At 65.1% G+C, this 25,598-nt stretch carries 28 protein-coding genes; 20 read left to right on the plus strand and 8 right to left on the minus strand.

Annotated features, from left to right (window positions below):
• Positions 1 to 194 precede the first annotated feature (194 nt).
• Positions 195 to 3,161 carry an excinuclease ABC subunit UvrA gene (uvrA, locus tag XnspCFBP7698_RS10375; RefSeq protein WP_047695977.1) on the plus strand — a complete coding sequence of 989 codons (2,967 nt, stop codon included), beginning with the start codon at positions 195 to 197 and terminating at the stop codon, positions 3,159 to 3,161.
• Positions 3,161 to 3,565 carry a thioesterase family protein gene (locus XnspCFBP7698_RS10380; RefSeq protein ID WP_047695975.1) on the plus strand — a complete coding sequence of 135 codons (405 nt, stop codon included), beginning with the start codon at positions 3,161 to 3,163 and terminating at the stop codon, positions 3,563 to 3,565. Before uvrA ends, XnspCFBP7698_RS10380 begins: the two co-directional genes overlap by 1 nt.
• A gap of 220 nt (positions 3,566 to 3,785) precedes the next feature.
• On the opposite strand, the gene XnspCFBP7698_RS10385 is transcribed toward XnspCFBP7698_RS10380, so the two are convergent.
• Positions 3,786 to 4,214 carry a copper chaperone PCu(A)C gene (locus tag XnspCFBP7698_RS10385; protein WP_199680161.1) on the minus strand — a complete coding sequence of 143 codons (429 nt, stop codon included), beginning with the start codon at positions 4,212 to 4,214 and terminating at the stop codon, positions 3,786 to 3,788.
• Between the two features lie 65 nt (positions 4,215 to 4,279).
• On the opposite strand from XnspCFBP7698_RS10385, the gene XnspCFBP7698_RS10390 reads away from it, so the two are divergent.
• The 5 genes from XnspCFBP7698_RS10390 (at position 4,280) to XnspCFBP7698_RS10410 (ending at position 8,860) form a co-directional block, all read left to right on the plus strand.
• A complete protein-coding gene (locus XnspCFBP7698_RS10390) occupies positions 4,280 to 5,050 on the plus strand; it encodes an enoyl-CoA hydratase/isomerase family protein (protein ID WP_047695971.1) in 771 nt (256 codons plus the stop codon).
• Between the two features lie 70 nt (positions 5,051 to 5,120).
• The gene (tesB, locus tag XnspCFBP7698_RS10395) at positions 5,121 to 6,026 is read left to right on the plus strand and encodes an acyl-CoA thioesterase II (protein ID WP_104580995.1); all 906 of its coding nucleotides are present in this window, start codon (positions 5,121 to 5,123) and stop codon (positions 6,024 to 6,026) included.
• A gap of 206 nt (positions 6,027 to 6,232) precedes the next feature.
• A complete protein-coding gene (locus XnspCFBP7698_RS10400; protein ID WP_047695967.1) occupies positions 6,233 to 6,742 on the plus strand; it encodes a DUF2007 domain-containing protein in 510 nt (169 codons plus the stop codon).
• A 121-nt stretch (positions 6,743 to 6,863) separates the two neighbouring features.
• The gene (locus XnspCFBP7698_RS10405) at positions 6,864 to 8,057 is read left to right on the plus strand and encodes a sigma-70 family RNA polymerase sigma factor (RefSeq protein WP_104580994.1); all 1,194 of its coding nucleotides are present in this window, start codon (positions 6,864 to 6,866) and stop codon (positions 8,055 to 8,057) included.
• Positions 8,058 to 8,374: 317 nt separating this feature from the next.
• Positions 8,375 to 8,860 (plus strand): hypothetical protein, encoded by a 486-nt coding sequence (locus tag XnspCFBP7698_RS10410; protein ID WP_184369646.1) that lies wholly within the window; start codon positions 8,375 to 8,377, stop codon positions 8,858 to 8,860.
• 168 nt (positions 8,861 to 9,028) lie between these two features.
• On the opposite strand, the gene XnspCFBP7698_RS10415 is transcribed toward XnspCFBP7698_RS10410, so the two are convergent.
• On the minus strand, positions 9,029 to 9,628 hold the full coding sequence (locus tag XnspCFBP7698_RS10415) for an EF-hand domain-containing protein (protein WP_104581060.1): 600 nt from the start codon (positions 9,626 to 9,628) through the stop codon (positions 9,029 to 9,031).
• Positions 9,629 to 9,668: 40 nt separating this feature from the next.
• Between XnspCFBP7698_RS10415 and XnspCFBP7698_RS10420 the strand changes: the two genes are divergently transcribed.
• The 4 genes from XnspCFBP7698_RS10420 (at position 9,669) to XnspCFBP7698_RS21750 (ending at position 13,817) form a co-directional block, all read left to right on the plus strand.
• A complete protein-coding gene (locus XnspCFBP7698_RS10420; RefSeq protein ID WP_146093252.1) occupies positions 9,669 to 10,583 on the plus strand; it encodes an arginyltransferase in 915 nt (304 codons plus the stop codon).
• A gap of 51 nt (positions 10,584 to 10,634) precedes the next feature.
• Positions 10,635 to 11,867 carry an endonuclease/exonuclease/phosphatase family protein gene (locus tag XnspCFBP7698_RS10425; protein WP_233548955.1) on the plus strand — a complete coding sequence of 411 codons (1,233 nt, stop codon included), beginning with the start codon at positions 10,635 to 10,637 and terminating at the stop codon, positions 11,865 to 11,867.
• Positions 11,868 to 12,125: 258 nt separating this feature from the next.
• Complete coding sequence (locus XnspCFBP7698_RS10430) at positions 12,126 to 12,740, plus strand: hypothetical protein (protein ID WP_199680134.1); 615 nt, start codon at positions 12,126 to 12,128, stop codon at positions 12,738 to 12,740.
• 24 nt (positions 12,741 to 12,764) lie between these two features.
• Complete coding sequence (locus XnspCFBP7698_RS21750) at positions 12,765 to 13,817, plus strand: XVIPCD domain-containing protein (RefSeq protein WP_123137413.1); 1,053 nt, start codon at positions 12,765 to 12,767, stop codon at positions 13,815 to 13,817.
• A gap of 125 nt (positions 13,818 to 13,942) precedes the next feature.
• On the opposite strand, the gene purT is transcribed toward XnspCFBP7698_RS21750, so the two are convergent.
• Positions 13,943 to 15,145, minus strand: coding sequence for a formate-dependent phosphoribosylglycinamide formyltransferase (purT, locus tag XnspCFBP7698_RS10440; RefSeq protein WP_104580991.1), 1,203 nt, complete (start codon positions 15,143 to 15,145; stop codon positions 13,943 to 13,945).
• A gap of 124 nt (positions 15,146 to 15,269) precedes the next feature.
• Between purT and XnspCFBP7698_RS10445 the strand changes: the two genes are divergently transcribed.
• The 4 genes from XnspCFBP7698_RS10445 (at position 15,270) to XnspCFBP7698_RS10460 (ending at position 17,618) form a co-directional block, all read left to right on the plus strand.
• Positions 15,270 to 16,139, plus strand: coding sequence for an SPFH domain-containing protein (locus XnspCFBP7698_RS10445; protein ID WP_104580990.1), 870 nt, complete (start codon positions 15,270 to 15,272; stop codon positions 16,137 to 16,139).
• Positions 16,140 to 16,148: 9 nt separating this feature from the next.
• On the plus strand, positions 16,149 to 16,433 hold the full coding sequence (locus tag XnspCFBP7698_RS10450; protein ID WP_039409835.1) for a hypothetical protein: 285 nt from the start codon (positions 16,149 to 16,151) through the stop codon (positions 16,431 to 16,433).
• Positions 16,430 to 16,609 carry an Arc family DNA binding domain-containing protein gene (locus XnspCFBP7698_RS10455; RefSeq protein ID WP_104580989.1) on the plus strand — a complete coding sequence of 60 codons (180 nt, stop codon included), beginning with the start codon at positions 16,430 to 16,432 and terminating at the stop codon, positions 16,607 to 16,609. The genes XnspCFBP7698_RS10450 and XnspCFBP7698_RS10455 overlap by 4 nt, the downstream gene beginning before the upstream one ends.
• 211 nt (positions 16,610 to 16,820) lie before the next feature.
• The gene (locus XnspCFBP7698_RS10460) at positions 16,821 to 17,618 is read left to right on the plus strand and encodes a M15 family metallopeptidase (protein WP_104580988.1); all 798 of its coding nucleotides are present in this window, start codon (positions 16,821 to 16,823) and stop codon (positions 17,616 to 17,618) included.
• Between the two features lie 36 nt (positions 17,619 to 17,654).
• Here the strand turns inward: XnspCFBP7698_RS10460 and XnspCFBP7698_RS10465 are convergent, their stop codons facing one another.
• The 5 genes from XnspCFBP7698_RS10465 to XnspCFBP7698_RS10485 form a co-directional block, all read right to left on the minus strand.
• On the minus strand, positions 17,655 to 18,329 hold the full coding sequence (locus XnspCFBP7698_RS10465; protein ID WP_199680135.1) for a DNA-3-methyladenine glycosylase: 675 nt from the start codon (positions 18,327 to 18,329) through the stop codon (positions 17,655 to 17,657).
• Between the two features lie 2 nt (positions 18,330 to 18,331).
• On the minus strand, positions 18,332 to 18,703 hold the full coding sequence (locus XnspCFBP7698_RS10470) for a DUF423 domain-containing protein (protein ID WP_047695953.1): 372 nt from the start codon (positions 18,701 to 18,703) through the stop codon (positions 18,332 to 18,334).
• Positions 18,704 to 18,798: 95 nt separating this feature from the next.
• The gene (locus XnspCFBP7698_RS10475; RefSeq protein ID WP_047695951.1) at positions 18,799 to 19,980 is read right to left on the minus strand and encodes an SRPBCC family protein; all 1,182 of its coding nucleotides are present in this window, start codon (positions 19,978 to 19,980) and stop codon (positions 18,799 to 18,801) included.
• A gap of 329 nt (positions 19,981 to 20,309) precedes the next feature.
• The gene (locus XnspCFBP7698_RS10480; protein ID WP_005990002.1) at positions 20,310 to 20,951 is read right to left on the minus strand and encodes a response regulator transcription factor; all 642 of its coding nucleotides are present in this window, start codon (positions 20,949 to 20,951) and stop codon (positions 20,310 to 20,312) included.
• Positions 20,952 to 22,148 (minus strand): sensor histidine kinase, encoded by a 1,197-nt coding sequence (locus XnspCFBP7698_RS10485; RefSeq protein WP_039409817.1) that lies wholly within the window; start codon positions 22,146 to 22,148, stop codon positions 20,952 to 20,954.
• Positions 22,149 to 22,392: 244 nt separating this feature from the next.
• Here XnspCFBP7698_RS10485 and XnspCFBP7698_RS10495 point away from each other — a divergent pair, with 244 nt between their 5' ends.
• The 5 genes from XnspCFBP7698_RS10495 to XnspCFBP7698_RS10515 all read left to right on the plus strand — a co-directional run bounded on the left by XnspCFBP7698_RS10495 (position 22,393) and on the right by XnspCFBP7698_RS10515 (position 25,489).
• Complete coding sequence (locus tag XnspCFBP7698_RS10495) at positions 22,393 to 22,989, plus strand: GNAT family N-acetyltransferase (protein ID WP_039409814.1); 597 nt, start codon at positions 22,393 to 22,395, stop codon at positions 22,987 to 22,989.
• Between the two features lie 3 nt (positions 22,990 to 22,992).
• Positions 22,993 to 23,739, plus strand: coding sequence for a septum site-determining protein MinC (minC, locus tag XnspCFBP7698_RS10500; RefSeq protein ID WP_039409811.1), 747 nt, complete (start codon positions 22,993 to 22,995; stop codon positions 23,737 to 23,739).
• Between the two features lie 35 nt (positions 23,740 to 23,774).
• On the plus strand, positions 23,775 to 24,584 hold the full coding sequence (gene minD / locus XnspCFBP7698_RS10505; protein ID WP_012444318.1) for a septum site-determining protein MinD: 810 nt from the start codon (positions 23,775 to 23,777) through the stop codon (positions 24,582 to 24,584).
• A 2-nt stretch (positions 24,585 to 24,586) separates the two neighbouring features.
• A complete protein-coding gene (minE, locus tag XnspCFBP7698_RS10510) occupies positions 24,587 to 24,844 on the plus strand; it encodes a cell division topological specificity factor MinE (RefSeq protein WP_011036323.1) in 258 nt (85 codons plus the stop codon).
• A gap of 153 nt (positions 24,845 to 24,997) precedes the next feature.
• Positions 24,998 to 25,489 (plus strand): hypothetical protein, encoded by a 492-nt coding sequence (locus XnspCFBP7698_RS10515; RefSeq protein ID WP_039409866.1) that lies wholly within the window; start codon positions 24,998 to 25,000, stop codon positions 25,487 to 25,489.
• Positions 25,490 to 25,598 lie beyond the last annotated feature (109 nt).

Here is a 25,598-nt window from a genome sequence, read left to right on the forward strand (position 1 = left end):
CAAGCCGGCCCGCCGCTGCCGGCCGGAATCGGCCTGGTGGAACGCATCATCCGGCCGCCACAACGGCCCCGGCAGACTGGCATTTGGGGCAATTGCCCTCACCTAGGTCGGCGGGTAGGCTGATCGACTGCCACTCATTCCTGCTGAGCACGCTCGCACCACCGCCGGTTCGCCGGCCCGACATCGGATCCCCCATGGCGATGGATTTCATCCGCATCCGCGGCGCGCGGACGCACAACCTCAAGAACATCGACCTCGACCTGCCCCGCGATAAACTGATCGTGATCACCGGCCTGTCCGGCTCGGGCAAGTCGTCGCTGGCGTTTGACACCATCTATGCAGAAGGCCAGCGCCGCTACGTCGAGTCGCTGTCGGCGTATGCGCGCCAGTTCCTGAGCGTGATGGAAAAGCCGGACCTGGACCATATCGAAGGCCTGTCGCCGGCGATTTCGATCGAACAGAAATCGACTTCGCACAACCCGCGCTCCACCGTCGGCACCATCACCGAGATCTACGACTACCTGCGCCTGCTGTACGCGCGCGTCGGCCAGCCGCGCTGCCCGGATCACGGCTTCCCGCTGGAAGCGCAGACGGTCAGCCAGATGGTCGACCACATGCTTACCCAGGACCAGGAACAGCGCTACATGCTGCTGGCCCCGGTGATCCGCGACCGCAAGGGCGAGCATGCGCAGGTGTTCGAACAACTGCGTGCGCAGGGCTTCGTGCGCGTGCGCGTGGACGGCGAACTGTACGAGATCGATGCGGTGCCGCCGCTGGCATTGCGCCAGAAACACACCATCGAAGCAGTGATCGACCGTTTCCGCCCGCGCGAAGACATCAAGCAGCGCCTGGCGGAAAGTTTCGAAACCGCGCTCAAGCTGGGCGAAGGCATGGTGGCGGTGCAGTCGCTGGACGACCCGGCCGCCGCACCGCACCTGTTCTCGTCCAAGTACAGCTGCCCGGTGTGCGATTACTCGCTGCCGGAGCTGGAACCGCGGCTGTTCTCGTTCAACGCACCGGTGGGCGCCTGCCCGAGTTGCGATGGCCTGGGCGTGGCCGAGTTCTTCGACCCGGACCGTGTGGTGGTGCATCCAGAGCTGTCGCTGTCGGCCGGTGCGGTGCGCGGCTGGGATCGACGCAATGCCTATTATTTCCAGCTGATCGCCTCGCTGGCCAAGCACTACAAGTTCGATGTGGACGCGGTATGGAACACGCTGCCGGCCAAGGTGCGCCAGGCGGTGCTGTTCGGCAGCGGCGATGAGGTGATCAGCTTCACCTACTTCACCGATGCGGGCGGGCGCACCACGCGCAAGCATCGCTTCGAGGGCATCCTGCCGAACCTGGAACGTCGCTACCGCGAAACCGAATCGCCGGCGGTGCGCGAAGAGCTCACCAAGTACGTCAGCCAGCAGCCCTGCCCGGCCTGCAATGGCACCCGCTTGAATCGTGCTGCGCGCAATGTGTTCGTGGCCGATCGCCCACTACCGGAACTGGTGGTGCTGCCGGTCAACGAAGCGCTGAACTTTTTCCGTGGTTTGTCGCTGCCGGGCTGGCGTGGCGAGATCGCCAGCAAGATCGTCAAGGAGATCGGCGAGCGGCTGGGCTTTCTGGTCGATGTGGGCCTGGATTACCTCACCCTGGAGCGCAAGGCCGACACCTTGTCCGGCGGCGAGGCGCAGCGCATCCGTCTGGCCAGCCAGATCGGTGCCGGCCTGGTCGGCGTGATGTACGTGCTGGACGAGCCGTCGATCGGCCTGCATCAGCGCGACAACGAACGCCTGCTCGGCACGCTGACGCGGCTGCGCGATCTGGGCAACACGGTGATCGTGGTCGAGCATGACGAAGATGCGATCCGCCTGGCCGACCATGTGCTGGACATCGGCCCCGGTGCCGGCGTGCATGGCGGCGAAATCTGCGCGCAAGGCACGCTGGAGGACATCCTGAAATCGCCGCGTTCGCTGACCGGCCAATACCTGTCGGGCAAGCGCCGCATCGAGATCCCCAAGCAGCGCCACAAGCCCAACCCGAAGATGATGCTGCATCTGCGCGGGGCGACCGGCAACAACCTGAAAAATGTCGACCTGGACATTCCGGCCGGTCTGCTGACCTGCATCACCGGCGTGTCCGGCTCGGGCAAGTCGACGCTGATCAACGATACCTTGTTCACGCTGGCGGCCAACGAGATCAACGGTGCCTCGCACGTGGTGGCGCCACATCGCGAAGTCGAAAATCTTGATCTGTTCGACAAGGTGGTGGACATCGACCAGTCGCCGATCGGTCGCACGCCACGTTCAAACCCGGCCACCTACACCGGCATGTTCACCCCGTTGCGCGAGTTGTTTGCGCAGGTGCCCGAGGCGCGCGCGCGCGGCTACTCGCCGGGGCGTTTCAGCTTCAATGTGCGCGGCGGCCGCTGCGAGGCCTGCCAGGGCGACGGCATGATCAAGGTGGAGATGCACTTCCTGCCCGACGTCTACGTGCCCTGCGATGTCTGCCATGGCAAGCGCTATAACCGCGAGACGCTGGAGATCCGCTACAAGGGCTTCAATATCAGCGATGTGCTGCAGATGACCGTGGAAGACGCGCTGCGCCTGTTCGAGCCGGTGCCGTCGATCGCACGCAAGCTGGAAACGCTGGTCGATGTGGGTCTGAGCTACATCAAGCTGGGCCAGAGCGCGACCACGCTCTCCGGCGGTGAAGCGCAGCGCGTCAAGCTGTCCAAGGAACTCTCGCGTCGCGATACCGGGCGCACCTTGTACATCCTGGACGAACCGACCACCGGCCTGCACTTCCACGATATCGAAGCCCTGCTCGGCGTGTTGCACAAGCTGCGCGACGAAGGCAATACGGTGGTGGTGATCGAACATAATCTGGACGTGATCAAGACGGCGGACTGGATCGTTGACCTGGGCCCGGAAGGTGGCCATCGCGGCGGCACCATCCTGGTCTCCGGTACGCCGGAAGATGTGGCCGTGCACGAGGCGTCCTACACCGGCCAGTTCCTGGCCAAGATGCTGCCGTCGGTGAAGGCGCGCGAGACGCGTCCGGCGGCGATGGCCAACAAGCCGGATGCGCGCCCGCCGCGCAAGGTCAAACCGGAGAAGGTGACCAAGGTCGCCAAGTCCGCCACCAAGAAAACCGCGAAGAAGAAGGCAAGCTGATGAGCGAACACAAGATCCTGGCACGCATTCCGATCAGCGTGCGCTGGCGCGACATGGACAGCATGGGCCACGTCAACAACGCCAAGTACATTTCCTATCTGGAAGAGGCACGCGTGCGCTGGATGCTGGGCGTGCAAGGCGTGGCGATGACCGACCGCATCGCACCGGTGGTCGCGGCCACCAACGTCAACTACAAGCAGCCGCTGATCTGGCCCAACGACATCACGGTGGAGCTGTTCGTGGAGCGGCTGGGCAACAGCAGCGTCACCATCGGCCACCGCATCTTCGACCAGAAGGACGACAGCGTGCTGTATTCCGATGGCAACGTGGTGGTGGTGTGGATCGACACGCAGACCGGCAAGAGTGCGCCGCTGCCGGACGCGGTACGCCTCGCCAGCACCTGAGCGGGCGCGCCGCCAGGCCTGGGCAATCACGCTATCGACGGCGGCTCTTGCGGGAGCCGCCGTTTTTTTATGGGCGCGTGCTTTATCTGGCAGTGGTGCCGCGCGAGCCGATCCCGCTGCACATGGCCGCAGGCCGCATGCCCAAGCGACCCGGCAACGCCGCAGGCACGTGCACGCGGAAGACGAAGCCGGCTGCCCGGGCATTCATCCGCCCCGCTCCTCAGCCGCCCGGCGCGCGCTTGCGTGCCTGCAGCGTGGCCTTGATCTGGCGACCGTCCTGCAAGGTGAACGTCACCGGCACCTGCGCGCCTTCCTGCAGCGGGGCGCGTGCCTCCATCAACATCAGATGCAGGCCGCCGGGTGCCAGGGGCACCGTCGTGCCGGCGGGCAGGGCCAGCGCGGGTACCGCACGCATGCGGCTGACGCCATTGCTCTGCGTGGTCTCGTGCAGCGACACGTCGGCGAAGGCGCTGCTCGTGGCCGCGGTGATCGTCAACGGTTGCGTGCAGCCATTGTGGAATTGCCCGAATCCCGCGGCCATGCCCATGCCGCCAGGTGGCGGGATGCGGATCCAGCCGTCCTTGAACTCCGGCATGCACTGCGCCGCAGCGCCCGCGCTGGTCAGCAGCGCCATCACACCAAGCCACACGCGTGCACGCAGCTGCCACCTGCTTCGACTGCCGTCTATCATGACCCGACCTCCAGGAGCCCCGAATGAGCATCCAGATCTTAGACCATGGCCGAGTTCGCGAAATCCGTCTGGCGCGCCCGCCGGTCAATGCGCTGGATCGTGCGCTGTGCCAGGCACTGAGCGCTGCGGTGCAACAGGCCGGCGACGAGGCCGACGGCATCGTGCTGTCGGGCAGCGAGCGGATCTTCTCCGGTGGCATGGATGTGCCGCAGCTGCTGGCGCACGGTACCGACCGCGCCGCGTTGCTGGCTAGCTGGACGGCATTCTTCGAGGCTGCGCAGGCGCTGGCCAACAGCCGGATTCCGGTGGTCGCGGCGATCGGCGGGCATGCGCCGGCCGGCGGCTGCGTGCTGGCGCTGTGCTGCGACTACCGGGTGATGGCACGCAGCGCCGATACCGCCAGGCCGTACACGATCGGCTTGAACGAAGTGCAGGTCGGCCTGGCCGCACCAGAAGGCATCCAGCGGCTGTTGCGCCGCGTGGTCGGCGCGCACCGTGCCGAGCGCCTGCTGATCGCCGGGCAGCTGCTGCCTGCCGAACAGGCGGTGCAGATCGGCCTGGTGGATGAACTGGTCGACGGCGAGCTGGTCACCGCACGCGCGGTGGCCTGGCTGCACGAACTGCAGCAGCTGCCGCGTCAGCCGATGCTGGCCACGCGCGCGGTGGCCCGCGCCGACCTGCGCGCGGCCCTGGCGCCGGAGCTGATCCAGCTGGAGCGGTTCGTCGACGGCTGGTACGCCCCGGATGCACAGGCCGCACTGCACGGGCTGGTCGCGCGCCTGCAGAAGGGCTGAGCTTTCCACCGCCGCGGTGACCACGAAGCGGCCCGCTATAATCGCGGTCCGTCGCACCCAGGCCAGCCCCTTGTCCGCCACCGCCGAACCCGTCGTCTCCGAACTGATCAGCCTGCTGTCGCTGGAGCGCCTGGAGGACAACCTGTTCCGCGGCCAGAGCCGCGACATCGGCACCAAATACGTCTTTGGTGGACAGGTGCTGGGCCAGGCGCTGTCGGCCGCGCAGGCCACGGTCGACAACGGGCGCCAGGCGCATTCGCTGCATGCCTATTTTCTGCGTGCCGGCAATATCGACCACCCCATCGTCTACGACGTCGACCGCACCCGCGATGGCGGCAGTTTTTCGGTCCGCCGGGTCACCGCGATCCAGCACGGCAAGGTGATCTTTTTCTGCGCGGCCTCGTTTCAGGAACGCGAAGACGGCGCCGAGCATCAGTCGGCGATGCCGGTGGTGCCGCCACCGGAAGACATCGAACCGGCCGCACCGCTGGCACCGGAGGTGCTGGCGAACCTGCCGCCGAAAGTGCAGCGCTGGCTGTCGCGCGGAGGCCCGTTCGAATTTCGCCACGTGTTTCCGCGCGACGAACTCAAGCCGCCCAAGCGCCCGCCGTTCCAGCAGATGTGGCTGCGCTTGAACGACCCGATCGGCGACGATGTAGGCCTGCATCAGGTGCTGCTGGCGTACGCGTCGGATTTTCAGTTGCTGGGCACCTCCACGTTTCCGCACGGCATCAGCTACTACACGCCCAACGTGCAGATGGCCTCGCTCGATCACGCGCTGTGGTTCCATCGGCCGTTCCGCACCGACGACTGGCTGCTGTATTCGCTGGACAGCCCGACCGCACAAGGCTCCCGCGGCCTGGCGCGCGGGCAGTTCTTCACCCGCGATGGCGTGCTGGTGGCCAGCACCACGCAGGAGGGGCTGATCCGCGTAGTGCCCGATGGCAGTGCGATTGCCGTGCCGGCCAAGGGCTAGGCGTGCAGCGTTACGTCGCGCCGAGTGGCTGGGCGACCGTGCACTGACCACGTGCGTCCCACGCCCCGGCGTACTGCTACCGGGACCTGCTGTCGCACGCCTGCATTGCGTGCACCGTCAGTCGCAGTGTTGATCGACATTCCTTTCCACCTTGAACCGGCGCAGCAGTGGCGCCATCTGTTCCGGACCCAACGGCGGTTTCCAGCATGCGCAAGATCTTCAGCAGTCAACGTATCGAAACCGCCGAGGGCGTCGCCAATCTGTTGCGCGATGCGGGGATCGAGATCCGTCTCAGTAATGGCCGCTCCTACCAGAGCAAGCGCGGCGGCCAGTTCAGCTATCTGGAGCAAAGCAACGCGCAGGCACAGCCCACCGTGTGGATCGTGCATGCCAACGACCAACCGCGTGCGCGCGAACTGCTGCGCGATGCACGCCTGCTCGACACCACCCGCCGCGATCTGCCGAACGTGGAATACACCTTCCGCGACGGCGAAAACGGCTCCAGTGCCAGCGCGCGCAGCTGGGCCTGGCGCATCCGCCTGGTGCTGCTGCTGGTGATCGGCGCCGTGGCCATGGTGGTGGTGATGCGCCATCGCAGCGCGCCTGCGCCACTGGCACCGGCGGCACAGCCGGCGTCGCAACAGGCGCCGGCGCCAGATGCCGCCCAACCGGCAGCAGACGACGAAATGCGTGTGCGGATCCAGCCGGCGCGCTGAGCGCGGCCGACCAGAGCGCGGCGCGCCCAATTGATGGCGGGATAGCCGCGCGCACGTCATCAGCTCAGTCACATCCCTTGCCGGCATGCGTCATGCTGGCAACAGGACATGGATTGCGCCGATGAACGCCAACACGCTGGAGCTGATGTTGCAACGCGAACTGCCCAACGCCGCGGCCGGCTGCCAGCAGGCGTATGGGCGCATCGTGGGCGCCTGCCAGAACACGGTGACTGCCATCGCGCTGGCGATCACCCGCGACATCGCAGCCAGCGAAGACATCGCCCAGGAGGCCTTCCTGCGTGCCTGGCAGCGGTTGGCGCAGCTGCATCAGCCGGCAAGCTTTCTGCCCTGGCTTCGGCAGATCACCCGCAACCTGGCGCGCGACTGGCTGCGTGCCAACCGCCATCGTGCGCTCAGCGGCGAGGCCGCCGAGCTTGCCATCGCGATGGCAGCCGACCCGGCGCCCTCACCCGCCGACCAGCTGCTGCAGGTGGAAGAAGAGATCGCCGCGCTCGATATCATTTCTGCACTGCCGGAAGAGAGCCGCGAAACGCTGCTGCTGTATTACCGCGAAGGCCAGAGCTCGCAACAGGTTGCCGCGCTGCTCGGGCTCAGCGACGCGGCGGTACGCAAACGGCTGTCGCGCGCCCGTGCCAGCGTGCGCAGCGAGTTGCTGCGCCGCTTCGGCGAATTCGCACGCGGTAGCGCGCCGAGTGTGGCGTTTGCCACCGCGGTGACCTCGGCCACCCTGTTGGGCGCGCCGGGCAAGGCTAGCGCGGCGGTTGTGCTGACGAGCATCGGAGGCGCGGGCAAACTAGGCGCGAGCGGGTTAAGCGGCTCGGCGCTTGGTGGGGGCGGCGCCGCCGGCGCGCTCAGCCTCTGGCTCGGCATGCCGACACTGTTCGCTGCGTGCGCGGTGCTGGTTGCCGGGATCGGCACGTACTGGTCGTACTGGTACCTGCTGCGCTTCGCACAGACCGCCAGCGAGGCAGCAGCGATCCGTCGTTTCATGCACATCACCACGCTGACCTCGGCTCTGGTGTGCGGCAGCACGTTGGTGCTGAAATACCTGCAGGCGGGCGCGTGGGCATCGGTTCTGACGCTGTGCGCAGGCATGGCGGTACTCAACTATCAATCCCTGCGCATCCTGCCACGCGTGATGCGCCCCATGCTGGAACGCGATGCGCGCAGGCGCGGCGCCACGCAGGCACCGCTGTTGTACCGCTGCATGTTCAGTCCGGGCGCGATGGTGGTGAGCACAGCGGCCGTCATTCTGCCGATCGTGCGGCACTACATGCAGCTGGGAATGTTCTGAGGCTGGCGTGACGTCACCGCAGCACCGGCAGTTGCAACCTGTTCCGAGACGAGGACATGCGGCTGCGGATCCACCCGCGCTGGCGGCAGCACCGGCTTTGCGTTACGCAGGCTTGGCGACATGGTTATCGACGACGCACACTGAAGCACGCTGCGGCCCAGCCAGCCTGCCTGCCTGCCTGCCTGCAACGGTGAACGCCGCGGGCAGCAACGTCGCATGGTCCGAAGTGATGCGTTCATATCCGACTTCAGCGGCCACCGGGTAGCGTCCACGCTGCTACAAGCAGGGAGAATTCGACCAAACCCCGGAGCAATGAAGTGAAGGCAAGTCTCTTCACCAGTCTGCTGATGATGGCCAGCATGAGCGCGCACGCGGATGGACTGACGACATCCCACGATGGCAAGACCCTGTCGGTGAGTTTCGGAGCGCCGACCTTCAAACAGGTGCTTCACTACAACAAGATGTACGAGAAGAAACCGTTCCCCGATGCGGAAATCTATTATTTCAGCAACGGCATGTACAAGATCATTTCGCAAGGGGAAAACCATTACGGGGTTTACGTCCTGCAGGGGACGTTCGACGACCAGACCTACACGATCCGTTTCATCTCCCTGCCCTCGGAAGACTGGGGCAACAAGACTGCGTTCCATCAGCTGACCTTCGTGCGCGGCGACAAGCAGAATGTCTTCATCCAGAACGCCATCGTCGACACCGGCGAAGCGATCGCACAGCAGAACGGAACCTACACGCTGGAGAAAAACACCGTTTCCAATCCGGTTCCCACGTCCTGGAAGCACGACTGATCGTTGCAACCGCGCCCCGCATCTAGCCCAAACGCAAGCGCCCTCCCGCCAGGCGAGAGGGCGCGGTCGATCGGCGCCTTGTTACGTTTTTGATGCTACGTGTTGCTGCTGATGCAGCGACCGCCGCGCCTGTCACGCGCCGGCCGCTGCATCGATGCGCACTACTGCTTAGTTGCCCGCAGCAGGCTTGGCCGGCATCGCATGCTTGCCGTGGTCGCCACGCTCACCATGCTCGCCCGGACCGCGCGGACCATGCTCGCCGCGCAGCTTCGAGGCCGCGTCGAACTCGGCCTTGCTCAGCTTGCCGTCCTTGTCGGTGTCAGCCTTGGCAAACCACGCATCGCGGTGTTGCTGCATGCGTAGCTCGCGGTCGGCACGATCGACAAAGCCATCCTTGTTGAGGTCCATCTGATCGAAGCGTGCTGCAAGCTTCGGGTCGGCCTTGGCCTCCTCGCGGCTGATGCGGCCGTCCTTGTTGGTGTCGAGCTTGGCCATCCATTCGCCACGGCCCTCGCGCCCCGGGCCGCGATGACGTGGACGCTCGTCGCGCGACAGCTTGCCGTCCTTGTTGGTGTCCAGCGTATCGAACTGCGCGGCCAGCTTCGGGTCGGCGGCCGCTTCGCTGCGATCGATGACGCCGTCGCCATTGCTGTCGAGCTTGCCAGGACGCGAAGCATCGCCGGAGGCCGGCGGAGTGGCAGCGAACACCGCGCCGGTGGACAGCGCAGCCAGCACGGCCAGTGCGAGGAAAGGTTTGCGGGACGTCATGAGAAACTCCTGATTTGTGGGAACCACACGCGGCACCTGCATGGGCCGCATCGCGTGGGTGGCGCATCCGGATCAGCCGTGCGCTGCCACCAACACCCACATCAACGAGCTACCGCCGCAGGCGTTGACGCCGGCACCGGGCGCATTCATCCGGCGGACAGTCGCCGCTGCTGCGACACACAGGCGCTATCCTGCGTACATGGCCATCCATGCCGACACCCACGACGACCTGCGCCTGTTCCAGACCGGCGAGCATGCCTGTGGCTACTGGTCCGACCGCCAGGCGCGCGACCTGGTCCTGGACCCGCACGACCCACGGCTTGGCACCATCTACCCGCAGGCGTTGGCCTGGGGATTCCGTCGCTCCGGCGATCTCGTCTACCGGCCGCATTGCGAACGGTGCCGCGCCTGTGTGCCGGTGCGTATCGCGGTGGACGCGTTCCGACCCGATCGCAGTCAACGCCGTTGCCTCGCGCGCAATGCGGATCTGGTGGTGCGCGTGGTTGCGGCCGAACGCACCGACGAGCAACTGGCCCTGTATCGCCACTACCTCAAACACCGTCATCCCGGCGGCGGCATGGACGAACATGGCGCCACCGAGTTCGATCAGTTCCTGATCGGCGGTTGGTCGCACGGGCGCTTTCTTGAGATCCGCGAACCGGCTGTCGCGCATATGCCCGGGCGCCTACTGGCCGTCGCGGTCACCGACGTGACCGAGCACGCGCTCTCGGCGGTGTACACGTTCTATGCGCCGGATGCCGCCGCGCGCAGCCTGGGCACGCTGGCGATCCTGCAGCAGATTCAATGGGCACGCCGCGAGCGACGCGCGCATGTCTATCTGGGCTACTGGATCGATGGGCACGCAAAGATGAACTACAAGCGGCGGTTCGGCGCGCTGGAAGCCTACGACGGCCGCCACTGGCGCGGCCTGCCGGCCACTGCGCCAGCGCCCTGACGTGTCGGCGGCGACATCGGCTTGTCGCATCCAGCATGCGACAATCGCGCAATGATCAAGCCACTGCTGCTGCTCGCACTGACCGCGCTCTGCGCTGCCTGTACCCATCGCACGGCCACACCGGCGGCCACCGCCGACACTGCGTCCGGCCAGGCATCGCCCGCGCAGTTGCGCATCGCCACCTACAACACCTCGCTGTACTCCGACGAGGCGGGCGGCCTGGTCCGTGAGCTGCAGGGCGACAGCGCACACGCGCGCAAGATTGCGGCCGTGCTGCAGCGCGTGCGCCCGGATCTGGTGCTGCTCAACGAGTTCGATTTCGACCCCGACCACCGCGCTGCCGAGTTGTTCCAGCAGCGCTATCTGCAGGTCGCCCAGCCCGGCGGCGGCGAGCCGCTGCGTTATCCGTATCGGTATCTGGCGCCGGTCAACACCGGTGTGCCGAGCGGGCTGGATCTGGACAACAGTGGCAGCGTCGGCGGCGATGGCCGCAACCGCGGCAACGATGCCTGGGGATTCGGCCTGCATCCGGGGCAATACGGCATGCTGGTGCTGTCGCGTTATCCGATCGATGCGCAGGCCGTGCGCAGTTTCCAGTTGCTGAAATGGAGTGCATTACCAGGTGCGCTGCGGCCGATCGATCCGACCACGCGGACCTCGTTTTATAGCGACGCAATCTGGGCGCAGCTGCGGCTGTCGTCCAAGTCGCATTGGGACGTGCCGGTCCGTACGCCGCAGGGCGTGGTGCATGCACTGGTGTCGCACCCCACCCCGCCGGTGTTCGATGGCGCGGAAAAACGCAATGCCGCGCGCAATCACGACGAGCTCGCGCTGTGGCGCGCGTACCTGGACAACGCCGCCGACAGCACGCGCTGGCTCTGCGACGACAAGGGCACCTGCGGCGGCCTGCCGGCGGATGCGCGCTTTGTGATTCTGGGCGATCTGAACAACGATCCGATCGATGGCGCCGGCCGCCACGAAGCGATCCGCGCACTGGTCCATCACCCGCGCGTCCTGCAGTACCCCACACCGCGCAGCGAAGGTGGCGCGGAAAAGACCGCCGAATACGCCGCGCGCGGCATCGCGCACACCGGCGACCCGCACCAGGTCACCGGCGACTTCGGCCCGCAGGCCGGCACCATGCGCCTGGACTACGTATTGCCCTCCCAGCAGTTCACCCTGGTCGGCAGCGGCATCTTCTGGCCGGCCGGCACCACCGCCGACGCGGCGATTGCCGATGGCAGCGACCATCATGCGGTGTGGGTGGATGTGGCTGACAACTAACCAACTGTACCGAGGCCTCGAGATAGCATTCTCTGGGTATGGCGTCGACGGCTGCATATAACACCAAGGCTATACGCAAAAAAGATAAGATTTAACCAACACCCGGCCCCTAACGCCGTATCCAGGGGAGCAGACGACTTCTGGAAGTGCCCGGGGCAGTGATCGACAAGCCCCCCCGGGGCGGCCCCTTGAATTTGGGTGGTCCGAGTTCAGTGGACAGGCTTACACTTCTTCGCAGACAGGTAGCAAGGAAGTTGAATGAGACTGTATTTCCACCATACGCGCTGTTTCTCGGGCACTTTTTTTCTGCCGTTCGCACTCGCCTGCCTAGCGAGCGCTTGCAGTGCAGGCAAGCCACCGTCACCCGACCAAGAAGACCTTCTGCTCAGCCGGCCATTTCCGGTGGATGCTACCGACGCCCATGTGCGCTTCGAATTCGAAGCGACACCAAAGAATGTGAATCTCACCCAATCTTATATTGTCGGATTAAATCTGAGTCGCAAAGGACCCATCGACCCAGTCACAACACTAAACAACAGCGATTCACCGGTAAGATATGCCCTCAAAGTGAACGTCTGCAAATGGGAGGCAGGAAATTGCAATAAAGTATTTACAGAGGACAACTTCCAAGCCTGGTTGAGAAAAGAGCCTAGCAAAGCAAAATTTTTTGGCTGGCGCGCAGGAAATGACGATATCAAATATATCGACTCCGGGGCATATGATTCCGATTCGAGTAACTGGATCGTTTGCAACCTCCACTTGAAGAGCCATGGCCGGTACCGTGTCGATATTTCATCAGCAGCGGGCAATCCGACACTAAATATTCCTGACGCAGAAATCACAATCCAAAAAAGATTAACATCCTCTAAATAATATAAATCTGACGGAGCGTTCGTTATGGAGAAGCAGCACTATACAGTGACGGTCGTTATAGCAGCTCCCGGCACTCCCTTATACGACGAAGGTCAGCAGCAAAAGAAAGATGGGGCACCTGTCACGTCCGGTCCCGGCCACATGTTTTTCGTGACTAGCGATGGTAAGCAGGCAACAAGCTATGGATTTGCCCCGACCACTCATGGACAGACCAATGGCCCCGGTAGAATCTACAACTCTGATGCGGATGAATATCACAAACCTGCCTATTCCAGAACGATGGAAATAAGCAAAGAACAATACGATAAACTACAACAGTTCGGCCAAGAACCGGAAAAACTAGGCTTTGACAAGGAATATAAAGACGTACGCAACAACTGTGTGGATTTCACTTGGGCTGCACTCAACCATGCCGGACTCCATAGGAACAAGAGCATCGATGTAAACGGTTTGCTTGGCCCTACTGGAGCCGGGCAGTTACTTCCGGACGTCCGCATTCCTTTGCCAATAGAGGGATCGGGAAAAGACGCCTACCGCCCTTTACGCAACATCCACGGCGTGGAAAGCATTGAAGCTCCTTTTCCTGACAGCCCGTTAAACAAGGAAATCCGCAACCCGCTTCCGGCGCAAAGGTCGTTGCAGCAGCATATTCTCAGCGATGAGCAGCACATGCCATCACTGAGAGACCCCACGCATCCAGGACACCCTCTGTTTGCACAGGCGCGGGATCAGGTACATACGCTGGATCGCGAACATGGACGGGCAACAGACGTGCGTAGCGACAATTTGGCTGGGTGCCTCGCAGTGCAATCCTGCAGAATGGGAATGGAACGGATCGATGAGGTTCGTCTGAGCAACGACGCGTCGCGCGCATTCGCGGTGCAGAACAATCCCAATTCTTCTGGATCGCACGACCAGCTGCGCACCCACGTCGAGACTGTCGCCGCACTCAACACACCGCTTGAGCAGAGCAGTCAGGCCTGGATCCAGGCTGCGGCAGAACGCATGCAAGCAGAGCAGCAACGAAACCTGCAGCAGGAGCAGAAGCAGGCACCATCAGCTCGTGTCATGAGCTGACGGGGCAAAACGCGCTGCGAGTTCATTCCATTATCGCCTAGCCGGCGCCTGAATCTTCAGAGCCCGCAACCAAAATACTCGGTGCAGCGATCCCGCCACTGCATCACTGCAAGTTGACTGGAAGCTCAAGCGATCAGTTGGATCTTTAATGCTGCAGCCGCCAAACGCGCCTTCTCGCGTGCGTCGTCGATGCTGCCCGCGCGGGCAAGCGTCACGCCCACACGGCGGTGACCGTCCACGCGCGGCTTGCCGAACAGGCGTAGCGCGGCATCCGGGTCGCGCAGGGCGTCGGCCACGTTGTCGAACAACGGCACGCCATGGCCGTGCGCAAGCAAGGCGCAGGAGGCCGACGGGCCGCTCTGACGGATGACGCCGCCGTCTTCTGCGCCCACCGGCAAGCCGAGAATCGCGCGCGCATGCAGTGCGAATTCGCTGAGCTCCTGCGAGACCAGCGTGACCAGTCCGGTGTCGTGCGGGCGCGGCGACACTTCGCTGAACCACACCTCGTCGCCCTTGACGAACAGCTCCACGCCGAACAGGCCCCAGCCACCGAGGTCGTCGGTGATGGCCTTTGCGATCTGCTGCGAGCGACGCAATGCGGCTTCCGACATCGGCTGCGGCTGCCAGCTTTCGCGGTAGTCGCCGTCCTGCTGCCAGTGGCCGATCGGGTCGCAGAACGAGGTGCCGCCGGCATGCCGCACGGTCAGCAAGGTGATCTCGTAATCGAAATCGATGAAGCCTTCGACGATGCAGCGGCCGGCACCGGCACGGCCGCCGGTCTGCGCGTACTCCCACGCCGCGTCGATGTCCGCTTCGCTGCGCAAGGTGCTCTGGCCCTTGCCCGAGGACGACATCACCGGCTTGACCACGCACGGCAGACCGACCGCGGCAATCGCCTCGCGGTATTCCGCGGCGGTGTCGACGAAGCGGTACGGCGAGGTCGGCAGGCCCAGCGTTTCGGCAGCCAGCCGGCGGATGCCTTCGCGGTCCATGGTCAGGCGTGCGGCACGCGCGGTCGGAATCACCTTCTGGCCCTGGTCGCGCTCCAGCGCCACCAGGGTCTCGGTATGGATCGCCTCGATCTCCGGCACGATCAGATGCGGCTGCTCGGTGGCGATCAGCGCGCGCAAGGCGGCGGGATCGAGCATGTCCAGCACGTGCGAGCGGTGCGCCACCTGCATCGCCGGCGCGTTCGCGTAGCGATCGGCGGCGATGACTTCCACCCCAAAGCGCTGCAATTCGATCGCCACTTCCTTACCCAACTCGCCCGAGCCGAGCAACAGCACGCGGGTGGCGGAAGGCGACAATGGCGTGCCGAAAGTGGTCATGAGCGCAGTCCAGATCGAGGGGGCCGCCATTCTAACGGCTGCCAACGGCTGCGCCGACAAATGGCCCTTGCCTGAACTGATATCAAATTGATATCTTTTACTCACTCCACAAGGACTTGTCCTCATGAAAGAGAAGCAGATCGGTTCGTTGCCCGGCATTCCCGTCGTCCTGGTCGCAGGCGCCGGCCTCATCGGTGCGGCTTGGTCCGTGTTTACGATGCTGGCCAGCGGCAGCGTCACTCCGGGCGCGTTCATCGCCGCAGTAGTGGTCGCGGCGGCGGGCATTTTCATGCTGGCGGGCCTGTACACGCTGGAGCCCAACCAGGCCGCGGTGCTGAGCCTGTTCGGCAAGTACGTCGGCACCGTCAAGGACGCCGGCCTGCGCTGGAATGTGCCGTTCTACGCCAAGCGCCGCGTCAGCCAGCGCGTGCGCAATTTCGAAAGCGGACGGCTCAAGGTCAACGAGCTGGATGGCAGCCCGATCGAGATCGCCGCGGTGATCGTGTGGCAGGTGCTGGATGCCTCCGAAGCCGTCTACAACGTGGACGACTACGAGAGCTTCGTGCACATCCAGTCCGAGGCGGCGCTGCGCGCCATGGCCACCAGCTACCCGTATGACCAGCACGAAGACGGCCAGATCTCGCTGCGCAGCCACCCGGCCGAAATCAGTGAGCAGCTCAAGCGGCATCTGGACGAGCGCCTCACCCAGGCCGGCGTGGACGTGATCGAAGCACGCATCAGCCACCTGGCCTATGCGCCGGAAATCGCCCAGGCCATGCTGCAGCGCCAACAGGCCAATGCGGTGATCGCCGCACGCACCCGCATCGTGGCCGGCGCGGTCGGTATGGTGGAGATGGCGCTGGCCGAGCTGCAGAAAAACGGCGTGGTACAGCTGGACGAAGAGCGCAAGGCGCATATGGTCAGCAACCTGCTCACTGTGTTGTGTTCTGATCGCGGTACCCAACCGGTGGTCAATGCCGGCTCCTTGTATTGAGGTGATGCAATGAATGTCATGGTGCCACTGGTCGTCGCGCTGTCCGGCTTGCCCGCGCTGGCGATCGCCGCCTCGATCGGGGCGGACGACGACGACCGCGCGCGCGGCCTGGGCCTGCGCTGGGCGTTGATCAGCCTGGTGATCCTGGTCGGCGCGGCATGCCTGTACTGGGCCGGCGACAACCGCGCCGGCATCTACGCGGTGGTGATCGGCATGATCATCGGCGTCAACACGCTGATCGTGTCGATGGTCATGCACCTGCGCCGCCACGGCAGCCGCAGGAACGGCGAATGAGCGAAAAGAAGGCCTACCCGCTGCGCATCAATGCCGATGTTCTGGCTGCCGCGCAGCGCTGGGCCGACGACGAACTGCGCAGCCTCAACGCGCAGATCGAATACGTGCTGCGCGATGCGCTGCGCAAGGCCGGGCGGCTACCGAAGCCGCAGGGCGACATGACAGCCGACGACTGACGACGCGTGGGGGTCGTCGCACGAACGCGCGCGCAGTGACGTCGCCTCGCATCTGCAGGCAAGATGGCCAGAGGCAGCCCTGAGTGCACCCCAGCGCTGCAGCCACCGCGGCGGCCGACCGCATGTCATACGCCCGCCTGGAGCAGTCCAGGCTGACCGCATGCGCTCGTGCTCACTGGTGACGCGCACCAGTTCAACCTACCCTGTCGCAATGCGCCCTCTCCTCACCACGTTGCTCAACACCACTGCCATCGAGTTGCTGCCTGCCGCCTTGATGCGCGCGCGCAGCAATGCCGATGCACGCGTGCTGGCGCAGGCCGACTGGCTGCTGCGGCGCAAGCGCGACGGACGCTATCTGGCCGCGCAGCTTGCACAGGGCCTCATGCCACTGATACCGCGGCTGGCACGCGAGCCCGGGCTGGACGAGGCGCTGGACCAGCTGCAGGCCGCCGCTGCCCGCACGCGACCGCCGCACGGCATGACGCTGATGGTCGACGGTCTGCAGCGACACCTGGGCCGACTCGGGCTGGATGCAGACGGCTATCAGCAACAAACCGGCCTGCAGCTGATCGCCGAGCCGGCGACCTTGCAATCTGCCGGGCGCGATCGCTTCGGCCGCCCGCTCTGGCTCAGCGCAGGCGCCGCGCGCGCCTGGCACCACATGCGCGCGGCAGCGCTGCGAACGGACACCGTGCTGGATGCCATCTCCGGCTACCGCAGTCACGACTACCAGCTGGGAATCTTCGAGCGCAAATTTGCGCGTGGGCTTACCCTGGAACAGATCCTTGCAGTCAATGCCGCGCCCGGTTTCAGCGAACACCACAGCGGCGACGCGCTGGATATCGGCACCCCCGGCGAGCCACCGGCCGAAGAGTCGTTTGAGACCACCGCGGCGTTTGCCTGGTTGAACGAGCATGCGGCAGATTTCGGCTATCGCCTGAGCTACCCACGCAACAACCCGCACGGCATCGTCTACGAGCCGTGGCATTGGCGTTGGCATGCTCCCTGACAGAGGCGGCATGCAAGACGCAGTGGCCGCGATGGATCACTCCTGCGAACGCGGCGTCGGCACCTTGGCTGCCACGCTGAAGTCGGCGATCTTCCACAGATAGAACGCGGCATAGGTGCGATAAGGGCCCCAACGCTCGCCGCGGATGGCCAGCTCCTTTGGCGTCGGCATCTGCGCCTGCTTGTCCACGCGCTGGGCGCCCTTGCGCACGCCCAGGTCATCGATCGGCAGCAGATCCGGCCGGCCCAGGCGGAACATCAGCATCATTTCCACCGTCCAGCGGCCGATGCCACGCACCGGAATCAGTGCCTGGACAATCGCCTCGTCGTCCATGAAAGCAAGCTTGCGCAAGGAGGGAATCTGGCCGTCGCACGCGCGGCGTACCAGATCGCGCAACGCCAACGCCTTGTTGCCGGAAACTCCACAGCCACGCAATGCCGCATCGTCCACGCGACCGAGGGTGTCCGCATGCAGGCGCGGCGAGCCGATCGCCGCTTCCACCCGTGCCACGATGGTGGACGCCGCCTTGCCGCTGAGTTGCTGGAACAGGATGGCGCGCGCCAACGCATCCACCGGGTCGAACGGCTTGCGCCATCCCGGCTGCGGGGCGATCGGGCCGATACGCCGCATCCACGCACCCAGGGCGCGATCGCGCCGGCTCAGGTGCGCGAACGCCATCTCCACATCGAAGCCGCGGGTATGGCGCGGCATGCTCAGCGCCTCAACGCACCGATGGCCAGCACCACCCAGCCCAGCATCAGGCTCATGCCGCCCACGGGCGCCAGGCTGGTCGGCCAATGCAGCAGCGCGCCGCCGACCAGACTGCCCGAAAACAGGACGGTGCCGAGCAACAACAACGACAGCCCGACCCGCGCCAGTGCACGCGTGTCGGTGGCGCCAAGCACGGTGAGCACCGCGCCGTGCCCGAAGGCATACAGGGACGCCAGTTGCAGCCGCGACTGCACCAGCGCATCGGACACGCCATGTGAGGCGTAGGCAGACAGGCCCACCGCGGTAGCGGCCAGCAGGCCGCCGCAGAACGCCAGTAACGAGGGGTGCTTCTTGCGACGGTCGAGCAACGACATAAGGGGACACTTCCTGGCAGCACCATGGCGCAAAAAAAACGCGCCGCAGGACTGCGGCGCGTTTTTGTCTGGATCAGATCATCGCGGTGAGACGATTACTTGATGGCCCAGTAGACGTCGTAGGTGCCGTCCTGCGTAAAGGACTTGTCCACGCCGCCCTTCCACGACTCGTACGGACGCTCGGTCACGTCGTTGCCGCTGGTGGCAGCCCAGGCACGCAGCGAGCTACGCACTGCATCCAGGCCGGCCATATGGCCTGCGTAGGTGGCAAACGCGGAACGGTGCGCCTTGGTGCGCTCGTACTTCACCGGCGCCTCGGACGGGATGTTGACCTTCAGCTCTTCGCCCGTTGCGGCAACCGGGGTTGCATCGACCGGTGCAGCGGCTGCGGCGTCGTCCTTCTTGGCATCGGCCTTGGCGGTGTCGGTCTTGGCGTCGGCCTTCGGCGCGCCACCGGCACGCTTGCGGACCGGCTGCACGACGTCGAACGCGTACTTGTCGGTGGCGAAGTCGGTGGTGACGATGCGCACCGGGCCAGCAGTTTCCAGACCATTGGCGTCCATGACGCGCTTGATCCACTCCTGGTTGTCCTTGATCGACTTCTTGATCGTCTCGTTGTCACGATCGATGTTGCCTGCGGTGACGACCAGCAGGTCCTCGGCGGGCACATCGACGATCTTGAGATCGCTCAACACCGGCTTGCCATCCAGCTGCGCGCGGTAGTCGAAGTTCGGCACGGTGGCCAAGGCGGTTGCCAGACGCGACAGACCCAGCTTCAGGTCATCGCCCACGTGACGGCTGACATACAAGCCGGCGTAGCGACCGAACAGGTTCCAGCCGTACTTGACGCTGTAGTCCTGGGTGATCTTGACGTTCTTGTTGTTCTTGCCGGTCGGCGCCAGGGTGAAATGGGTGACCTTGTCGTAGCCCTTGGTGGGATCTTCGATCGCGATCTCAACACGCTCGTTCTTGACGGTGTTGGTGATTTCCCAGCTGCCCTTGCCGATATAGCCCTCGTTGGAGCTGTACTCGACGCGTGCACCCTTGCCCTCTTCCGGGCCGGCCAGCTTCAGCTGGATCTTCGGGTCACGCAGCACAAGCGGGTTCCAATCCTTGAAACGACGGAAGCTGTTCACGGTGTCGTAAACAATCGTCATCCTGCGGTTGGTCTCAACACTCTCGGACATCTGCCGCTCCGAGGGCAACACCAAGCCCACCACGACAAACAAGCCAGCCACGATCCCCAAGGCGATCAGGAACTCGATAATACGGGTCATTCAGGAGGTCTCCGGGGCCGATCCCACGGCCGGGTTGAGTGAAGCGAAGCCACCATCCTAGCAGGCTTCGAGAAAGATGTTCAGTTGTGCGACGGGTAGCGCGGTCTTGCGGTGTCATCCAGCGCGCGCGACGCCGTGGTGGAACTGCGCAATCCCAGCCTACGCAAGGGTTTGCGCCGCGCGCGCAGCCATCATGCACATCGTGCGCTGCGTGCGCGTGATGCCGTGCCCGTTGCGGACGCCGATGGCCCGCCGGCACCACGTCTGAACGGGCCGCCGCGGCAACCAGACCACGACCTGCGGCACGCAGGCGGCGGCAGCCGTCTCGATCAGACCAGCTGCAGCTCGAACGCCTTCAGCACCGCGCGGGTACGGTCGCGCACGCCCAGTTTGGACAGGATGTTGGAGACGTGATTCTTGATGGTGCCTTCGGCCACGCCCAGCGAGTTGGCGATCTCCTTGTTGGAAAAGCCGCTGGCCATCAGTCGCAGGATCTCGGTCTCGCGGTCGGTGAGCGGATCGGGCCGGTCCAGGCTGACGAACTCGTTGCGCATGTGCTCCAGGCCCGAGAGCAGGCGCTGGGTCACTGCCGGCTGCACCAGCGAACCACCATCGGCCACGGTGCGGATGGCGCCGACCAGCTGTTCCAGCGAGACGTCCTTGAGCAGGTAGCCCTTGGCGCCGGCCTTGAGCCCGGCCAGCACCAGCTGGTCGTCGTCGAAGGTGGTCAGGATGATGGTCGGCGGCAGCGTGCCGTTGCGCGAAAGCATCTGCAGGGCTTCCAGCCCGGACATCACCGGCATGCGCATGTCCATCAGCACCACGTCCGGCTGGATCTGCGGAATCTGCTCCACCGCCTGCTTGCCGTCGGAGGCCTCGGCCACCACCTCGATGCCGTTGTCCAGCGCCAACAGCGAGCGGATCCCCTGGCGCACCAGGGTTTGATCGTCGACCAGGCACACACGGATCATCTAAAACACTCCTTGAGTCACGGCCGCCGGCATCAGTGCCGGCGCGCCTGGAACGGAGATGCGCAGGCCGAAGCCGTCACCCCGCCGGGTTTGGATTTCCAGCTGCCCACCATACTGGTTGAGCCGCTCTCGCATGCCACGCAAGCCATTGCCGGGCGCGACCGTGTCGGCGCCGTGGCCGTCGTCGCGGGCGTCGATCAGCACGCTGTCGGCGTCGCGGCGCACCTGGATCCACAGATTGCGCGCTCCGGCGTGGCGGACCGCATTGGTGATGATTTCCTGGGTACAGCGCAGCAGCACGTGGGCGCGCTCGGGGTCGTCCAGGGTCAGCGGCTGGGCGATGTCCAGGTGGATGTCCAGCGAAGGCACCTGGGTCACCAGCGGGCGCAGCGCCGCCTCCAGGTCGATGGCGCCGCTGTCGCGCAGCTGGCTGACCGCTTCGCGCACGTCGGTGAGCAGCAGCTTGGCCAGGGTGTGCGCCTGGCGCACGTGCTCCTGGGCCTGGCCCTCGGTGATGTGGCCGGCCACTTCCAGATTCAGGCTCAGCGCGGTGAGGTGATGGCCCAGCAGGTCGTGCAATTCCCGCGAGATGCGGGTGCGCTCGTTGATGCGCGCGCTCTCGGCCAGCAGCGCGCGGGTGGCGCGCAGTTCGGCATTGAGCCGGCGCTGTTCTTCGCGCGCTTCGGTCTGCTGACGGGCCACCAGGCTGGTGACGAAGATGAACATCGAAAAGCCGCCGTAGAGCAGCGACTGCATCAGTGCGGCCAGCAGGGTGAAGTCCGCCCGCAGGTAATAGAACACCGGCAGCACCGCCAGCTGGCTCAGCACCAGCCACAGCACGCCCACCCGCAGCGGCAACAGCCACGGGATCACGCCGGCCGCCACCATCATCAGGATGCTGCCCAGGCCGGTGCCGCTCAGATAACTCACCGCCAGGGCGCAGATCGTCAGCAGCAACAGCAGTACCCGGTCGTACCAGTGCGCGTGGCCGCCACTGCTCAGGCCGCGGGTCAACCAGAAGTAGCTGGCGCCGAAGCCGACGAAGAAGGCCGCCATGATCAAGGCCTCAGCCACGCTGCGATGATCGCCCTCCTCGGCCGGCGGCCAATACGTGTACACCAGCGGCATGGCGATCATCGCCCAGGTGAACAGGCCGGCGAAGCGCAGGACGCGCGTATGACTGAGGTATCCCAACATGTCCGCATCTTAGGGCCAAGCCGCGCCGCTGCCCTCTTGCCGGAAGTCATGCCTGCGCGTCATCGGCGGCGTGCGCGGCCTGGCGACGGCGGTGCCTGCGCGGCATCCCGGCGTGCGTGCGCGTGCCTGCCGGGACGCAGCGCGCCATCGCGGTGTGCGCTCCGGGTCGCCGCTTCAGGCCACGCATGTAATAATCCGACGCAGATCCGATTTCGGATCGAGAGCGTTACCCCACGGAGTCCCAATGTCGATCGTCATCCGCGACGTGCGCGAGCACGAGCTCGATTCCGTCCTGGCCCTGAACAACAATGCCGGACTGGCGATCCTGCCGCTGGATTCAAACAAGCTGCAACGGTTCTATGCGCAGGCCGAATATTTCCGCGTCGCCGAGCGCGACGGCAACCTGGCCGGGTTCCTGGTCGGGTTCGGTAGCGGCAGTGCGCACGACAGCAGCAATTTCGCCTGGTTCCGGGACCGTCATCCGGAATTCTTCTATATCGACCGCATCGTGGTCGCCAGCCGCCGCCGCGGTGGTGGCGTGGGCCGCGCGTTCTACGCCGATGTGCAGAGCTACACCGAGCTGCGCTACCCGCAACTGGCCTGCGAGGTGTTCCTGGACCATGGCGCGGATGCGGCGCTGCTGTTCCATGGCAGCTTCGGCTTCCGCGAAGTGGGCCAGAACACCATGCCCGACGTGGATGTACGCGCCAGCATGCTGCTGAAGGACATGTGCAGCTATCCGTGGGTCAAGGAGACCTATGGCGGCAACCTGCCCGAGGACCTGCCGTGGGTCGGCCGGCCGCGTCATGCCGCCACCGCCAATCAACCGACGGGGGCCTGAGGCGTGTCGAGCGTGAATGTGGATTTTGAGCAGGCCGGCGAACTGAAGATCGGCCAGGTGGGTATTGCCAACCTGCGCATACGTACCCTGGACGTGCCGCGCCTGGTGCGTGAAATGCGCGAACGCGTGAACCGTGCCCCCAAGCTGTTCGGGCGCGCCGCGGTGATCCTGGATTTTGGCGGGTTGTCGCAGGTGCCGGACGTGGCCACCGCCAAGGCACTGCTGGATGGCCTGCGCGATGCCGGCGTGCTGCCGGTGGCCCTGGCCTACGGCACCAGCGAGATCGACCTACTGTCGCAGCAGCTCGGCGTGCCGCTGCTGGCCAAGTTCCGCGCGCAGTACGAGCCGACTGCAGTCAGCCCGCCGCCACCGCCACCGCCGCCCGCACGCGCCGAACCGGCACCGCCCGCCGCGCGCCCGGCACCGGGCCGCATGCAGCGCACCGCGGTGCGTTCGGGCCAGCAGCTGTACGCGGAGAACTGCGACCTGACCGTCCTCAATACGGTGGGTGCGGGGGCGGAGGTCATCGCCGACGGCAGCATCCATATCTACGGTACCCTGCGTGGCCGCGCTCTGGCCGGCGCGCAGGGCAACCCGGACGCGCGCATCTTCTGCCGCGACTTCCACGCCGAACTGGTCGCCATCGCTGGCCACTACAAGGTGCTGGACGATGTTCCCATGGACCTGCGTGGCAAGGCCGTCCAGGTCTGGCTGGAGCAGGATCAGATCAAGATCGCTGCGCTTGATTGACGCGGCCCAACCACAGAAACATTCGGAGAAATCCTTTGGCTGAAATCATCGTAGTCACCTCCGGCAAGGGCGGCGTCGGCAAGACCACCACCAGCGCGAGCCTGGCCTGCGGGCTGGCAAAGCGCGGCAAGAAGGTGGCCGTCATCGACTTCGACGTCGGTCTGCGCAACCTGGACCTGATCATGGGCTGCGAGCGGCGCGTGGTGTACGACTTCGTCAACGTCGTGCATGGCGAAGCCACCCTCAAGCAGTCGCTGATCAAGGACAAGCGCTTCGACAACCTGTACGTGCTGGCGGCCTCGCAGACGCGCGACAAGGATGCGCTGACCCAGGAAGGCGTGGAAAAGGTGCTCAAGGATCTGGCCGCCGACGGTTTCGATTACATCGTCTGCGATTCGCCGGCCGGTATCGAGAAGGGCGCGTTCCTGGCGATGTATTTCGCCGACCGCGCGGTGGTGGTGGTCAACCCGGAAGTGTCCTCGGTGCGCGACTCCGACCGCATCATCGGCCTGCTCGATTCCAAGACCCGCAAGGCCGAGGAAGGCAAGGCGGTACCGGCCTTCCTGCTGCTGACCCGCTACAGCCCCGGCCGCGTGGAAGGCGGCGAGATGCTGAGCATCACCGACGTGGAAGAAGTGCTGGGGCTCAAGGCCATTGGCGTGATTCCCGAGTCCGGCGATGTGCTCAATGCCTCCAACAAGGGCGAGCCGGTGATCCTGGACGCCGAATCCCCGGCCGGTCAGGCGTATGACGACGCAGTCGCCCGCATCATGGGCGAGGAGCGCCCGATGCGATTCACATCCGTGGAGAAGAAAGGCTTCTTCAGCAAGCTGTTCGGAGGGTAAGCATGGGCCTGCTCGATTTTCTCAAGAGCAAGAAGAACACCGCCGAGACGGCCAAGAACCGCCTGCAGATCATCATTGCGCAGGAGCGCAACCACCGTGGCGGGCCGGATTACCTGCCGCTGATGCAGCGCGAATTGCTGGAAGTGATCAAGAAATACGTCAACATCGATGCCGATGCGGTGCGGGTTGATCTGGTCAAGGATGGCGAACACGACGTGCTCGATATCACGGTCGCGCTGCCGGAAGACGGCGACAAGTAAGCGACCTCGCGCTGCGGCCCTGCCGTCCGCCCACACGGGCGCGCTGCATGGCCGCAGCGGCGACCTTCTGCCGACGGTACCGTGTTCGCACGGTACCGTTTTGGTGTCTGCCCCACCGCGCCCTGCGGCGCGCCCGACCGCGAGCGATTGCGCGTGACTGCTGACCCTGCCCCGGTGCCTGATGCCTCCCAAGTGCTGTGCGTGGCCGATATCGGCCTGGAGGCGCCGACGGCGTTGCTCGGCCGCTACGGCCTGCGCCTGCATCGCGTCGACGCGGGCGCGCCGATTCCCGGCAGTTTCTGGGGAGAACCGGAGGCCGGCATCATCGGCTGCGATGTCTATGTGCGCGATGACACCCCGGTGCATTCGATGCTGCATGAAGCCGGGCACCTGATCGTGTTGCCAGCCGACCGGCGTGCAGCCGTACACACCGATGCCACCGATTCGGTGGATGAGGAAGACGCCACCTGCTACCTGCAGATCCTGCTGGCCGAACAGCTGCCCGGGGTGGGCAGCGCGCGGTTGATGGCCGACATGGATGCCTGGGGCTACACCTACCGCCTGGGCTCCACGCGCGCCTGGTTCGAGCAGGATGCCGAGAACGCGCGCAGCTGGTTGAACGCGCGCGGGTTACTGCCTGCCTGAGGCGTCGACGTGGCCGCGTGGACGACGGCGCAGCACGCCGTGGCATCTGCGTGCCGCGCCAGGGTCGCCGCTCGCTGCACGCATCGCCAGTGCGGATGGATCGACGTCC

Source organism: Xanthomonas sp. CFBP 7698 (genome assembly GCF_003600855.1).
Taxonomy (GTDB): Bacteria; Pseudomonadota; Gammaproteobacteria; order Xanthomonadales; family Xanthomonadaceae; genus Xanthomonas; species Xanthomonas cannabis.

What these genes read in the sequence shown, in the direction of transcription:
- uvrA (WP_047695977.1), top strand. Translation starts at nt 195, where the DNA reads ATGGCGATGGATTTCATCCGCATCCGCGGCGCGCGGACGCACAACCTC.
- XnspCFBP7698_RS10380 (WP_047695975.1), top strand. Translation starts at nt 3,161, where the DNA reads ATGAGCGAACACAAGATCCTGGCACGCATTCCGATCAGCGTGCGCTGG.
- XnspCFBP7698_RS10390 (WP_047695971.1), top strand. Translation starts at nt 4,280, where the DNA reads ATGAGCATCCAGATCTTAGACCATGGCCGAGTTCGCGAAATCCGTCTG.
- XnspCFBP7698_RS10400 (WP_047695967.1), top strand. Translation starts at nt 6,233, where the DNA reads ATGCGCAAGATCTTCAGCAGTCAACGTATCGAAACCGCCGAGGGCGTC.
- XnspCFBP7698_RS10405 (WP_104580994.1), top strand. Translation starts at nt 6,864, where the DNA reads ATGAACGCCAACACGCTGGAGCTGATGTTGCAACGCGAACTGCCCAAC.
- XnspCFBP7698_RS10415 (WP_104581060.1), bottom strand. Translation starts at nt 9,628, where the DNA reads ATGACGTCCCGCAAACCTTTCCTCGCACTGGCCGTGCTGGCTGCGCTG.
- XnspCFBP7698_RS10420 (WP_146093252.1), top strand. Translation starts at nt 9,669, where the DNA reads ATGGGCCGCATCGCGTGGGTGGCGCATCCGGATCAGCCGTGCGCTGCC.
- XnspCFBP7698_RS10425 (WP_233548955.1), top strand. Translation starts at nt 10,635, where the DNA reads ATGATCAAGCCACTGCTGCTGCTCGCACTGACCGCGCTCTGCGCTGCC.
- XnspCFBP7698_RS10430 (WP_199680134.1), top strand. Translation starts at nt 12,126, where the DNA reads ATGAGACTGTATTTCCACCATACGCGCTGTTTCTCGGGCACTTTTTTT.
- XnspCFBP7698_RS21750 (WP_123137413.1), top strand. Translation starts at nt 12,765, where the DNA reads ATGGAGAAGCAGCACTATACAGTGACGGTCGTTATAGCAGCTCCCGGC.
- purT (WP_104580991.1), bottom strand. Translation starts at nt 15,145, where the DNA reads ATGACCACTTTCGGCACGCCATTGTCGCCTTCCGCCACCCGCGTGCTG.
- XnspCFBP7698_RS10445 (WP_104580990.1), top strand. Translation starts at nt 15,270, where the DNA reads ATGAAAGAGAAGCAGATCGGTTCGTTGCCCGGCATTCCCGTCGTCCTG.
- XnspCFBP7698_RS10450 (WP_039409835.1), top strand. Translation starts at nt 16,149, where the DNA reads ATGAATGTCATGGTGCCACTGGTCGTCGCGCTGTCCGGCTTGCCCGCG.
- XnspCFBP7698_RS10455 (WP_104580989.1), top strand. Translation starts at nt 16,430, where the DNA reads ATGAGCGAAAAGAAGGCCTACCCGCTGCGCATCAATGCCGATGTTCTG.
- XnspCFBP7698_RS10460 (WP_104580988.1), top strand. Translation starts at nt 16,821, where the DNA reads ATGCGCCCTCTCCTCACCACGTTGCTCAACACCACTGCCATCGAGTTG.
- XnspCFBP7698_RS10465 (WP_199680135.1), bottom strand. Translation starts at nt 18,329, where the DNA reads ATGCCGCGCCATACCCGCGGCTTCGATGTGGAGATGGCGTTCGCGCAC.
- XnspCFBP7698_RS10470 (WP_047695953.1), bottom strand. Translation starts at nt 18,703, where the DNA reads ATGTCGTTGCTCGACCGTCGCAAGAAGCACCCCTCGTTACTGGCGTTC.
- XnspCFBP7698_RS10475 (WP_047695951.1), bottom strand. Translation starts at nt 19,980, where the DNA reads ATGACCCGTATTATCGAGTTCCTGATCGCCTTGGGGATCGTGGCTGGC.
- XnspCFBP7698_RS10480 (WP_005990002.1), bottom strand. Translation starts at nt 20,951, where the DNA reads ATGATCCGTGTGTGCCTGGTCGACGATCAAACCCTGGTGCGCCAGGGG.
- XnspCFBP7698_RS10485 (WP_039409817.1), bottom strand. Translation starts at nt 22,148, where the DNA reads ATGTTGGGATACCTCAGTCATACGCGCGTCCTGCGCTTCGCCGGCCTG.
- XnspCFBP7698_RS10495 (WP_039409814.1), top strand. Translation starts at nt 22,393, where the DNA reads ATGTCGATCGTCATCCGCGACGTGCGCGAGCACGAGCTCGATTCCGTC.
- minE (WP_011036323.1), top strand. Translation starts at nt 24,587, where the DNA reads ATGGGCCTGCTCGATTTTCTCAAGAGCAAGAAGAACACCGCCGAGACG.